Source organism: Actinocrinis sp. (genome assembly GCF_035946395.1).
GTDB lineage: Bacteria > Actinomycetota > Actinomycetes > Streptomycetales > Catenulisporaceae > Actinocrinis.
Map to the genome: position 1 here is coordinate 1 of NZ_DASYZI010000443.1, position 12,920 is coordinate 12,920.

Here is a 12,920-nt window from a genome sequence, read left to right on the forward strand (position 1 = left end):
CCCCGAACCCGCGGGGCGGCCCACTAAAGCAACGCCGCCACCCCCCCGGCATCCGCCGCCTACGTCCACCGTCCGACACCCGGGGGCGCCACGCAATCTGCCTTGGCGCCCACCTGTATGTCAGGAAGCTAACTATGGGAACCCGCAAGGGAAACCTCGAATCAACGATCTACGAGGGCAAGGATGGCCGTTGGCACGGCCGCGTGACTATGGGTGTGAAAGCCGATGGCAGCGAGGATCGGCGTCACCGGTCAGCCGGATCTCTCAACGAGGTCAAGAAGAAGGTCAAGACGCTGGAGAAGCAGCGCGACGCCGGGCGTGCGGCGAAAGCGGGCCGGGTGCCGACCGTCGAACAGTGGATGGCCACGTACCTGACGACCATCGCGCCGCAGAAGCTCAAGCCACGCAGTCTGGACGACTACTGGTCGAAGACCCGCAACGACATCGTTCCGGGCATCGGCAAGCACCGTCTCGACCGGCTTCGGCCGGAACACCTGGACGAGCTGTACCTGAACCTGCTCAAGCAGGGGCACGCCCCGTCGCACGTGCTCAAGGTGCACCGGATCATCTCGCGCGCGCTGAAGATTGCCGAGCGCCGTCAGCTCATTGGGCGCAACGTCGCCACGCTCGTTGACCCGCCCACGGTCGCGGAAGTCGAGATCACGCCCCTGTCGCAGGATGAGGCTCGCACGGTCCTGAAGGCCGCTCTGGAGCGCCGCAACGCCCTTCGGTGGGCCATCGGCATGAGCCTCGGACTGCGCCAGGGAGAAGCCCTCGGACTGCGCCGCGCCTACGTCGATCTCGACACAGGCTCGATCAAGGTGTGGTGGCAGCTTCAGCGCCTCGGGTGGCAGCACGGTTGCGACGATCCACAGGCCTGTGGACAACGCCTACACAAAACCGTGGCCTGCCGACCCGGCTGTAAGACGCACGCCAGCTATACGCGCGGATGCCCGAAACCGTGCCCGGCCGGATGTGTGCGGCACGCCTCCACCTGCCCGAAGCGTTGGGGCGGCGGCCTCGTCTTCACCGAGCCCAAGGCCAAGAGCAAGCGGATTGTGCCGATCCCGCCGCCGCTCATCCCGCTGCTGCGCGAACACTTCGCCTGGCTCGACCAGGAGCGCGAGAAGGCCGCGAACCTGTGGGAGGAATACGACCTGCTGTTCTGTCAGCCGAACGGACGGCCCATCGACCCGCGTGACGACTGGGAAGAGTTCAAGGACCTGCTCAAGGCGGCGGGCATCCGGGACTCGCGAGTCCACGACGGACGGCACACCGCCGGGACGCTCCTGATGGAGCAGGGCGTAGACATCCGGACCGTCATGGAGATCTTGGGGCACAGCCAGATGAGCGTCACTAAGCGCTACCTCCACGTACCCACGCCCATGGCGCAGGAGGCGATGCGGCGCATGGGAGACGCCTTGTGGGAGCAGCCGAAGAAGGCCGAAAAGCCGACAACTGAGACCAGAACTGAGACCGCCTTACTCAGGGCGAAGAAGAGGAGGCGGCAGGTTCGAGTCATCTGACGAGCAAAGGGCCAGGTCAGAACTAGTCTGACCTGGCCTCGCTTGGTGAGCCCCCTATCGGAATTGAACCGATGACCTACGCATTACGAGTGCGTCGCTCTGGCCGACTGAGCTAAGGGGGCATGACACATTGAATGCGGAGTGTGTCGAACGACGATCACCGCACCGGGGCACCAGTGTAGCCGTTCTACTGCCCTTGCTGGCACACAGTTCCTGCGGAGGGGATCACGCCGCGCAGGAGATACACGTCCACGGCGCTGTTGATGCAGGTCGAGCCGCGTAGGTACGCCGTATGGCCGTCACCGTTCATGGTGAGCAGGTGGCCGCTGTCGAGTTGGGTGGCAAGGCCCTGGGCCCACGCGTACGGGGTCGCGGGGTCGCGAGTGGTGCCGACGACGAGGATCGGGGCCGCACCGACGGCCTGGACCTTGTGCGGGGTGGTGCCTGCGGTGACGGGCCAGTAGGCGCAGGGGAGCGTGGACCAGTCGACCATTTCGCCGAAGAACGGGGCCGCTTTTTGATACGTGGGCAGCGCCTGCTGGACCTGGGCCGCTGAGGTGGCTTCGTCGGGGTGGTCGACGCAGTTGACCGCGAAATTGGCCTCGGTTTCGTTGCTCTGGTAGTGGCCGCCGACACGATTGTTGTAGATGTCGGCCATGGCCAGCAGCGCGGAGCCGTCTCCGGCGAACCCCTTGGTCAGGGCGGCTCGCAGGTCCGGCCACCAGGACTGGTCGTACATGGCCACGGCGATGCCGGTCATCGCCAGGGCCTCGCCCAGCCTGCGGGTGGAGTCGCCGGGAATCGGGTTGGCGTCCAGGCCGTCGACCCAGGTCTTGAGCCTGGTCAGGCCCGCATTGACGTCGGTGCCGAGCGGACAGCCGGATTGCGTCGCGCAGTCCTGCACGAAGTGGCGCAGCGCGGCGTCGAAGGCGGTCGCCTGCGTGAGGTTGAGCTGATCCGACGTTAGCGACGGATCGATCGCGCCGTCGAGGACGAGCCTTCCGACACGCTGCGGGAACTCGTCGGCATAAATCGCGCCGAGATAGGTGCCGTAGGACTTGCCGAGGTAGTAGAGCTTCGAGTCGCCGAGGACGCCGCGCAGCACGTCCATGTCACGCGCCGCGTCGACCGTCCCGACGTGGGGCAGCAGCGTCGCGGAATGCTTCGCGCATTGGTCGGCGAAGAACTTCGCCTGATCGGCCTCCTGGGCGAGTTCCGCCCCGCCGACCGGATCTGGTGGCACGTTGAGGAACGTGTCCATCTGACTGTCGCTCAGGCAGTGCACGGCGGCGGATTGGCCTACGCCGCGCGGGTCGAAGCCGATCAGATCGAAACGTGCGGCGACGGCGGCGCTCACCACGCCGGACGAACGCGCGTACTCGATGCCTGAGCCGCCTGGGCCGCCCGGGTTGAGCAGCAGGGAGCCGATACGGTTCGCCTGGTCGGTGGCCGGCTTGCGGACGACCGCGAGGCTGATCACGGCGCCGTTCGGCTTGTCGTAGTCGAGCGGCGCCTTGACTGACGCGCACTGGAATCCGCCGCCGCAGTCTGACCAGTTCACAATCTGCTTGTAGTAGCTCTTGAGCTGATCGGGGACGCCAGTCAGGTCGGCTGGGGCGGAAGCAGTACCGTCAAGTGCGGCGGACGACGTGTGGACACTCGCGGCGGGCACCGAGTGGCCGCTCGCGATGCTGCACGATGCGAGCGTGACCACGAAGGTCGCGATGGCAAGCGCCATTCGTCCCGTACGTCGGGTGAACCCCAGGCGCTGCTGCATCGACGCCCCCTTCAGGTGATCCGGATGTGTCGCGCTGGTCGGTCGCCTTCCCGCGATTCCGGCGCTTACGCTACGCCGAACGGACTGCAACCTGCGGACCAGTACGGCCGCAGCGGTTCGGCCGGCTCATTCACTCATCCGGCCCGCAGCGCCATCGCCATCGACTCCACGGCCAGCAGCGGAGCCACGTTCGCGGCGATGGCCTTGCGCGCTTCCAGGACCGCCTCGATCCGCCGCAACGTCACCTCGGGCGTTGAACGCGCGGCGACGGCCCCGGTCTGCTGCGCGTGATCCTGGTGGACCAGCCCGAGGGCCGCTGTTCCGGCGGGATCGAACTGCTGGGCAAGCACGTCACGGTAGAACGCCGCGATGTCGATCAGAGCCCGGTCGAGCGCGTCGCGCTGGGTCCGGGTGGCCCGCCGCTTCTGCTTGGTCTCCAACTCCTTAAGGATGCCGACCGACCCCGCGACGCCGCGCGCGCTTCCGGCTCCCTTGCCCTGGCCATAGCCGAGGGCCACCTTCAGTTCCTCGGTCTCCTTCGCGTCGAGCGCGTCGTTCAGCACCTTGGCCTCGGCCGCGGCGGCGTCGACGAGACGCTGCGCGGCCCTGAGCGCGCGTCCGACGTCAGCGACCTCGCCCGGCAACTTGAGCGCTTCAGCTCGGCCGGCTACTGCGGCCTCGTCGTGCAGCAAGGCGCGCGTACGGCCGATGTGGCCCTGAGCAGCCTGAGCCGCGCCATATGCTCGGGCACGCTCGACTCCCTCGGCAGCGCTCAGAGCGTCGGCGATGGCGTCGGGAGACGGCGTGCGCAGCGCGAGGTGCCGACAACGGGACAGGATCGTGGGGAGCATGTCCTGCGTCGAAGGCGCACACAGCATCCACACGGTTCGTGGCGCGGGTTCCTCAATCGCCTTGAGCAGCACGTTCGCCGCGCCCTCGGTCATCCGGTCGGCGTCTTCGACCACGATGACCTGCCACCGGCGGCGAGATGGCGACATCGCGGCGCCCAGCACGAGGCCGCGGGTCAGATCCACACCGATAGTCAGTTGATCGGTGGCGACGAGCGTGACGTCGGGATGCGTACCAGCGATCGCGGTGTGGCAGTCCTGACACTGGCCGCAGCCGGGGGCGTACGCGTCAGAACACTGGAGCGCGGCGGCGAACGCCCGAGCTGCGGTGGATCGGCCCGAGCCGGGCGGACCGGTGAACAGCCACGCGTGAGTCATCGCGGCAACGGCGGGACCGGTCTGGTCGGCAAGCACCGCACGAGCCGCCTCAGCAGCCGTGTGAAGGCGCTCCACGGCGCCGGGTTGCCCGATCAGTGCGCTCCACAGGCCGCCACCCTGGTCCCTCACGATTTCCTCTTGCCCAGGTTGCCGAGACGCCACCGGCTGCGCGGCACGTCGTCGTCATCGTCGTCATCTTCATCGTCGTCGTAGTGGCCGTTATCACCGGGTTTATCGGGGCCTTGGGTGACGGGGAGCACGGCTGTCGTTTCCGAGTCCGCAGCGTCAGCAGAAGCGGAGGCCTCCCGCAGCCGCCGCGCGGCCTCGACGAGACGCGCGGTGCGCGCCTCCGACTCGGCACGCTCCTCCAACTCGCGCGTGGCCTGCTCACGCGCCTGGCCCCTGGCCCGCGCCTCGGCCTGACGCACCGCCAGTTCGGACTGTCGACGCTGCTCGGCGTCTGCCTCCACCTGCCGACGATCCTCCTCCTCGCGCACCTTCGCGGCCCGCTCGTCGGCCTCGGCTCGGCGCTGCTGCTCAGCCTTCTCCCGGTCAAGCCGTGCGCGCTCCTCGGCTTCACGCCGTTCACGCGCTTTACGTTCTTCCTCGCGGCGCCGCTCCTCCGCTCTGCGCCGCTCCTCCTGCTCGGCCCGTCGACGCTCGGCTTCCTGCTCGGCCTCGGCACGCTCAGCCGCGAGTCTCGCCTCCTGCTCGCGCTGCTCAGCCTCCCGTGCCTCGCGCAGTGCCTTCTCACGCGCCTCAGCCTCCGCGACTTCCCGCGCCGAGAGCGGCAGCACCTTCTCCAGGCGGTCCTCGATGATCCCGGTGACCACGCCGGCAGGCTCGCCTGCGTCCACCACGATGTAACGGGACGGCTCGGCGGCGGCGCGGGAGCGGAACATCTCGCGGACCCTTGCGTGGAACTCGGCGGGCTCGGCTTCGAGCCGGTCCGGCGCGTCGCCGCGGGCCTGCGAGCGCTCCCAGGCCACAGCCGGATCGACATCAAGCAGAATGACGAGGTCCGGACGCAGGCCGTCGGTGGCGAACGCGGAGAGTGCGGCGATGTCCGCGGCGTCCAAGCCGCGCCCACCGCTCTGATATGCGATCGAGGAGTCGACGTGCCGGTCGGTGAGCACGATCGCGCCACGCTCCAGCGCCGGTCGCACGACCTTCTCGACGTGGTCGGCGCGGTCGGCCGCGAACAGCAGCGCCTCGGCGCGCGCCGAGACCGGCTCGCGGTCCTTGGCGTGCAGCAGGATCTCGCGCAGCTTGGCGCCGAGCACGGTGGCCCCGGGCTCGCGGGTGGTGACCACGTCGAATCCGCGTTTACGCAGCCAGGCTGTGAGCGCGTCGATCTGCGTACTCTTGCCCGCGCCGTCACCACCCTCCACCGCGATGAACCAGCCGGACAACTTGCGCCCAGCCGACTGTGACGCCGCCGCGCGGCGTCCGCCCGCCGCGGCCGAGATCCGGCTCAGTCTGGACCGCATTCCGACCCACCCTCCCGTCCTCGTCGAGCCGCGCATCCCTGCTTGCCAGGGTACTTCGCCGGGCGGACACCAGGTTGGAAAGCGCCGCAGCCGCAGGGAGGGACTCAGGTCGGGTCAGGAAGACCTGGCGTTCTTGGCAGCGGTGTTCTTGGCGGCAGCACTCTTAGCAGCAGCACTCTTAGAGATGGTGCTCTTCGATACGACAGTCTTACCGGCACTCTTCTTCGCGGCGGCTGTCGCCTTGGCGGTCGAGGCGGTCTTCTTCGCGGGAACACTCTTCTTCGCCGCACGCTTCTTCGGCGCCGGGCCCTTGGCCCGCTTCTCCGCGAGCAGTTCGACGGCCCGCTCTTCGGTCAACTCCTCGACCGCGGTCCCGCGCGGAACCGTGACGTTAGTCTCCCCGTCCGTGACGTACGGACCAAACCGGCCTTCCTTGACCGTTATCGGCTTTCCGGAAACCGGGTCCGCGCCGAACGCGCGCAGCGGGGGCTTGGCAGTGCCGCGCGCCCCGCGCGCCTTGGGCTGCGCGTAGATCGCCAGCGCCGCGTCGAGGGTGATCGTGAAGATCTGTTCCTCGTCCTCCAGCGAACGGGAATCCGTGCCGCGCCTGAGATACGGGCCATAGCGGCCGTTCTGCGCGGTGATCTCCTCGTCGGTATTCGGATCGACGCCGACCACGCGCGGCAGGGACATGAGCTTGAGCGCGGTGTCGAGATCGACGTCGTCGAGCGACATGTCCTTGAACAGCGAGCCGGTACGCGGCTTGACGGCGTTCTTACCAGTCTTGGGTGTGCCCTCGGGAAGTATCTCGGTGACGTAAGGGCCGTAACGTCCGTCCTTGGCCACGATCATGTAGCCCGTCGACGGGTCGATACCAAGCTCACGGTCACCGGACGGCCGGGAGAACAGCTCCGCAGCGAACTCGGGCGTCAACTCGTCGGGTGCGATGTCTTCGGGGACGTTGGCGCGCGCCGCCGCGACGCCGTCCGGACCGATCCGCTCGACGTACGGGCCGTATTTGCCGACCCGCAGCATGATGCCGTCGCCGACCGGGAACGTGTTCACTTCGCGCGCGTCGATCCCGCCGAGGTCGGTGACCAGGGCCTTGAGCCCTTCGAGCGCGTCACCGTCGCCGAAGTAGAACCGCTTGAGCCACGGCACCGGCTCGGCCTCGCCCCGGGCGATCCGGTCGAGGTCCTGCTCCATCCGCGCGGTGAACTCGTAGTCGACCAGCGAGCCGAAGTGCTTCTCCAGCAGGCCGACCACGGAGAACGCCAGGAAGGACGGGACCAGCGCGGTGCCCTTCTTGAACACGTAGTCGCGCTGCTGGATCGTGTTGATGATCGTCGCGTACGTCGAGGGACGCCCGATCTCCCGCTCCTCCAGCTCCTTGATCAGCGACGCCTCGGTGTAGCGCGCGGGAGCCTTGGTCGAGTGGCCCTCGGCCTCGATCTCGGTGGCGGCCAGTGGCTGGCCCTCGTCGACGGCGGGCAGCCGCCGCTCACGGTCGTCCAGCTCGGCGTCGGGGTCGTCCGAACCCTCCACGTAGGCCTTCAGGAAACCGTGGAAGGAGATGATCTTCCCGGAGGCGGTGAACTCGACGGCGCGGCCGTCGGACGCTTCGCCACCGACGCGGACTGTGACCGAGTGGCCGGTCGCGTCCTTCATCTGCGAGGCGACGGTACGCATCCAGATCAGCTCATAGAGCCGGAACTCGTCGCCGGTCAGACCAGTCCGCGCCGGGGTACGGAAGCTTTCACCGGAAGGGCGGATCGCCTCGTGCGCCTCCTGCGCGTTCTTGACCTTGGACTCATACTTGCGCGGCGCGTCGGGCAGGTACTGGGCACCGTACAGCTCACGGACCTGAGTGCGTGCGGCCGCGATCGCGGTGTCAGACAGCGTGATCGAGTCCGTACGCATATAGGTGATGAAGCCGCTCTCGTACAGCTTCTGCGCCACCTGCATCGTGCGCTGCGCGCCGAATCCCAGCTTGCGTCCCGCTTCCTGCTGAAGCGTTGTCGTGCGGAACGGTGCGTAGGGAGAGCGGCGATAGGGCTTGCGTTCAACCGAGGTGACCGCGAACTCGGTGTCAGAGAGCGCGGCGACCAGGGCGCGAGCGGCCTCCTCGTCGAGGTGGACGACCTCGCCACGTGCCTTGAGCGCACCGTCCGGCCCGAAGTCACGGCCCTGAGCCACCCGCACTCCGCCGACGGAGGCGAGGCGGGCGTTCATCGTCCGGGGGTCGTCACCGTCGCGCCGAGTGTCGAACAGCGCGGTCAGGTCCCAGTACGCGGCCGGGACGAACGCCATCCGCTCCCGTTCGCGCTCGACCACCAGACGGGTGGCCACGGACTGAACGCGCCCGGCCGACGTGCCGTTGGTGATCTTGCGCCAGAGCACCGGGGAGACCTCGTAGCCGTACAGCCGGTCCAGCACCCGGCGGGTCTCCTGCGCGCTGACCAGCTGCATGTTGATCTGCCGCGGGTTGGCGACGGCGCGCTGGATCGCGTCCCTGGTGATCTCGTGGAAGACCATCCGGCGGACCGGGACCTTGGGCTTGAGCTCCTGCTCCAGGTGCCAGGCAATGGCCTCGCCCTCGCGGTCCTCGTCAGTGGCCAGGTAGAGCTCGTCGGCTTCCTTCAGCAGCTGCTTGAGCTTCCTGACCTGGTCGTCCTTGCCGTCGGAGACGACGTACACGGTCTCGAAGTCATGGTCGACGTCCACGCCGAGCCGGGCCCAGGGCTGGCTGGCGACCGCGGCCGGGATCTTGTGCTTCGTGTCGGTGGTCGGCAGGTCGCGGATGTGTCCAACGCTCGCTTCGACGACGTACCCCGGGCCGAGGTAGCCCTTGATCGTCTTGGCCTTGGCCGGGGACTCGACGATGACGAGACGGCGCGCGGGCGGCGCGTCGGCCCCGCTCCCGGCCTTGCTGCTCGGCGGCACAGTCGTCCGTCCTTCCTGTCCTGTTCGAAGCCACGCACGCGCGAAGGGATACCCCTCGCGGCGTGGGGAGAATCACCCGCCCTCGAAGGTGCGCGGCGGCACCCTCGGTCGCGCCGTCCCCTGCGGGTGAGGCGCGGGCGACGAAAGTATTACCTTCAGCCCCGTGAACGCGACTCGCAGACCAGGGTACGCCCAGACACACAGTGCTCATGTGGCTCTTCGAGGCGAGCCGGGGTTTTGTTGGCGGCTGTAGAGCGGTGGCTGGTAGGAAAGCACCTACCCGCCACCGCTCTTTCGCCGCCGCCCCGGCTCGTCTCGAAGAGCGGGTTACGTTCACGAGTCGGCAACCGCAGCGACAAGTGCTGCGATGAGTACTACGACAAGTCAGGTCACGCTCAGGAAACCCTCCTCGACGAGTGAACGCACCGCGTCGAGGCCTCCGGCGCGCAGCGCCTCGGGAGCGAGCCCGAAGTCGGTCGCGATGCGATCGAGCACGTCACCGAGGATGCGCTGGCCGTCGAGCACGCCGAGCAGCGCGGTGCCGACCTGGTCGATGTCGCCCGAACGGCGCAGCCCGGAGGTCTGCCGGATCCGGGTGGACACCGCCTGCCAGCCGCCCTCGCCAGGCTGCGCCACCTGTTCGAGCATCAGGCCGGGCGCGACGGAGGGCGTGGTGGCAAGCAGTTCGTCGTCCTCGGTCTCGCGCAGGAAGGCCTGCCGCTCGAACCAGTCGGGCACCAGTGCGCCGAGCGGCTGATCGATATGCCCGGTCAGCTCCTCCAAGCGGAGGACCGGCTGCTCGGCGCCGGTAGCGCGCAGTGTGATCCAGCCGAAGCCGACCGCCTCGATCCGGTTGGTGCTGAAGTAGTCGAGATAGGCCTGGTAACGCTCCACGTACTCGGGCCTGCCGTAGTCGCCGGAGTCCCGCAGCCACAGCTCCGCGTATTCGGCCGGATCCTGCACCTCGCGCTGGACCACCCAAGCGTCGCAGCCGGTGGCGCGCACCCAGGGGGCCACCCGTTCGCGCCAGTCGACGCCCTCGACGTGCAGCCAGTTCGCCAGGATCTGGCACCAGCCGTCCTCGGCGAGGTACACCGGGACCTGTTCGAGGACGCGGCGGCACAACTCGTCGCCGGGCAGGCTCGCGTCGCGGTAGACGAAACGTCCGGCACCGCGCGCGGATTCCGGCGAGATCACGAACGGCGGATTGGAGACCACCAGGTCGAACCGCGAGCCGCGGACCGGCTCGAAGAGGTCGCCGGAGCGCAGATCGATCCGGTCGGCCTGCTCGGCGAGCGAGAGTGCGGCGGTCAGCCGGGCGAATTCGAGCGCGCGCGGGTTCAGGTCGGTCGCCACGATCTCGGTGGCGTGCCTCGACAGGTGCAGCGCCTGGACCCCACAGCCTGTTCCAACGTCCAGCGCGCGCTCGACCGGTTCACGCACGGTGAGTTGCGCGAGGGTCGTCGAGGCACCGCCGACGCCGAGCACATAATCGGGCTGCATCGGGGCGCTGTGGCCGGTGACCAGACCCGCCCCGAGGTCCGAAACGAGCCACCAGTCGACGTCGGACTCGCCGTAAGGCCGAATGTCGACCCGCGCGCGCACGGTGCCGTCAACACTGTCCTCGGCCAGAAGCCCACCGGCCAGCGCGTCATCCAACGGAAGCGCCCGTGCAGCCGCAGAACGGACCACGCTCTCCTGAAGCACGAAGAGCTTGATCAACGACGCGATCGGCGAGTCGTCAGGATGCACGGCGCGTGACGCGGCCACCGACTCGTTGCGTGAAAGCGCCGAGTAAGCGATGGGACCGAGCGCCTCAAGGCAGCCGTCCGCCGTGTACTGCGCCTTGAGCAGTGCCTCACGCAGCCGCTCGATGGCACTCTGATCCGTCATCAGCTCGGTCACGGAACAGAACTCTATGCAACGCGCACGGCCCGCGCGCCACCCTTTCGGGCAACGCGCGGGCCGTGTGCGGGCAGTCGCTGAGCCTGTGTTACGTGTCAGCTGTTACACGCCAGGTGTCAGACGTGCGCAATGGCGCCGTTCGACTCGTCCGCGGCGTCGGGCTGTCCGGGGACTTCGGCCTTGACCGCGATCGACTTGCGCTTGGAGTTCCAGACCGAGCCGATGATCACCAGGACGGCGACGGCCGCGATGGCCGCGCGGGCCGGCGAGTTGCTGCTGGTGCCGATGGACATCGCGACGATCGCCGGGGCGATCAGCAGCGAGACCAGGTTCATCACCTTGATCAGCGGGTTGATCGCGGGGCCCGCGGTGTCCTTGAACGGGTCGCCGACCGTGTCGCCGATGACGGTGGCGGCGTGCGCCTCGGAGCCCTTGCCGCCGTGGTGACCGTCCTCGACCAGCTTCTTCGCGTTGTCCCAGGCGCCGCCGGAGTTGGCCAGGAAGACGGCCATCAGGGTCCCGGTGCCGATCGCGCCGGCCAGGTAGGAGCCGAGCGCGCCGACGCCGAGCGAGAAGCCGACGGCGATCGGGGCCATCACCGCGAGCAGGCCGGGCGTGACCAGTTCGCGCAGCGAGTCGGTGGTGACGATGTCCACCACGCGGCCGTACTCCGGCCGTCCGGTGCCCTCCATGATCCCGGGGATCTCGGCGAACTGGCGGCGCACCTCGAAGACGACCGCGCCGGCCGCGCGGGACACCGCGTTGATCGCCAGCCCGGAGAAGAGGAACACCACTGCGGCGCCGAGCAGCAGGCCGACCAGGTTGCGCGGGTCCGCCACGTTCAGGATGCCGACGTACTGAAGCACCGACTCGGCGGAGCCGGTGACCCCGCCCGCCTTGGCGGCGGCCTCCTCCACGGCATCCTGGAACGAGCCGAACAGCGCGGTCGCCGCGAGCACGGCGGTCGCGATGGCGATGCCCTTGGTGATCGCCTTCGTGGTATTGCCGACCGCGTCGAGCGAGGTGAGCACCTGTGCGCCCTCGGCGCTGACGTCGCCGGACATCTCGGCGATGCCCTGGGCGTTGTCCGAGACCGGCCCGAAGGTGTCCATCGCCACGATGACGCCGACCGTGGTCAGCAGGCCGGTACCGGCCATCGCCACGCAGAACAGCGAGACCCAGATCGAGGTGCCGCCAAGCAGGTAGGCACCGAACACGCCAGCGCCGATGAGCACCGCGGAGTAGACCGCGGACTCCAGGCCCAGCGAGATGCCGGAGAGGATCACGGTCGCCGGCCCGGTCAGTGAGGTCTTGCCGACGTCCTTGACCGGCCGGAAGTGGGTGTCCGTGAAGTAGCCGGTCAACTGCTGGATGAGCACCGCGACCACGATGCCGATGACCACCGAGACCAGCGCGATCACCTGCGGGTCACCGCTGGCCCCGGACCGGGCGCCGCCCGAGACCAGGGCAGTGAAGGAGCTGGGCAGGTAGGTGAAGGCGGCGACGGCCACCAACACGATGGAGACCGCCGCGGAGATGAAGAAGCCGCGGTTGATCGCGGCCATCCCGGAGCGGTCGCCGGGGCGCGGCGAGACGGCGAAGATGCCGACGACCGCGGTCAGCACGCCGATCATCGGCACGATCAGCGGGAAGACCAAGCCCTTGGAACCGAACGCGGTCAGACCCAGGATCAGCGCTGCGACCAGGGTGACCGCGTAGGACTCGAACAGGTCGGCCGCCATGCCCGCGCAGTCGCCGACGTTGTCGCCCACGTTGTCCGCGATGGTCGCGGCGTTGCGCGGGTCGTCCTCGGGGATGCCGGCCTCGATCTTGCCGACCAGGTCGCCGCCGACATCGGCCGCCTTGGTGAAGATGCCGCCGCCGACGCGCATGAAGAGCGCCGCCAGCGAGCCGCCGAAGCCGAAGCCGACCAGCACCTTCATCGCATCTTGCTGGAAGTACAGGAAGATGATGGTGGCGCCGAGCAATCCCAGGCCGACCGTAAACATCCCGGAGACGCCGCCGGCCTTGAAGGCCAGTTCCATCGCGTCCT

General features: G+C 68.5%; 7 protein-coding genes and 1 tRNA gene. 1 reads left to right on the forward strand and 7 read right to left on the reverse strand.

Annotation, left to right across the window (positions count from 1 at the left end; translation table 11 throughout):
• On the forward strand, window positions 1-1,526 hold a 1,526-nt coding region (locus tag VGS97_RS28185; protein WP_326856712.1), incomplete at its 5' end, for a tyrosine-type recombinase/integrase.
• A 48-nt stretch (window positions 1,527-1,574) separates the two neighbouring features.
• On the opposite strand, the gene VGS97_RS28190 is transcribed toward VGS97_RS28185, so the two are convergent.
• The 7 genes from VGS97_RS28190 to VGS97_RS28220 form a co-directional block, all read right to left on the reverse strand.
• A tRNA-Thr gene (locus VGS97_RS28190) sits at window positions 1,575-1,648 on the reverse strand.
• A 65-nt stretch (window positions 1,649-1,713) separates the two neighbouring features.
• On the reverse strand, window positions 1,714-3,303 hold the full coding sequence (locus tag VGS97_RS28195; RefSeq protein WP_326856713.1) for an alpha/beta hydrolase: 1,590 nt from the start codon (window positions 3,301-3,303) through the stop codon (window positions 1,714-1,716).
• A 134-nt stretch (window positions 3,304-3,437) separates the two neighbouring features.
• The gene (locus VGS97_RS28200) at window positions 3,438-4,658 is read right to left on the reverse strand and encodes a DNA polymerase III subunit delta' (RefSeq protein ID WP_326856714.1); all 1,221 of its coding nucleotides are present in this window, start codon (window positions 4,656-4,658) and stop codon (window positions 3,438-3,440) included.
• Entirely contained in the window at window positions 4,655-6,019 is a 1,365-nt protein-coding gene (gene tmk / locus VGS97_RS28205; RefSeq protein WP_326856715.1) for a dTMP kinase, read from the reverse strand. The genes VGS97_RS28200 and tmk overlap by 4 nt, the downstream gene beginning before the upstream one ends.
• 114 nt (window positions 6,020-6,133) lie before the next feature.
• Complete coding sequence (gene topA, locus VGS97_RS28210; protein WP_326856716.1) at window positions 6,134-8,962, reverse strand: type I DNA topoisomerase; 2,829 nt, start codon at window positions 8,960-8,962, stop codon at window positions 6,134-6,136.
• Window positions 8,963-9,346: 384 nt separating this feature from the next.
• Window positions 9,347-10,867, reverse strand: coding sequence for a DUF7059 domain-containing protein (locus tag VGS97_RS28215; protein WP_326856717.1), 1,521 nt, complete (start codon window positions 10,865-10,867; stop codon window positions 9,347-9,349).
• A gap of 116 nt (window positions 10,868-10,983) precedes the next feature.
• On the reverse strand, window positions 10,984-12,920 hold a 1,937-nt coding region (locus VGS97_RS28220; protein WP_326856718.1), incomplete at its 5' end, for a sodium-translocating pyrophosphatase.

Bases quoted from the DNA above. Each gene is read 5' to 3' on its own strand.
- VGS97_RS28195 (WP_326856713.1), bottom strand. From the start codon at position 3,303: ATGCAGCAGCGCCTGGGGTTCACCCGACGTACGGGACGAATGGCGCTT.
- tmk (WP_326856715.1), bottom strand. From the start codon at position 6,019: ATGCGGTCCAGACTGAGCCGGATCTCGGCCGCGGCGGGCGGACGCCGC.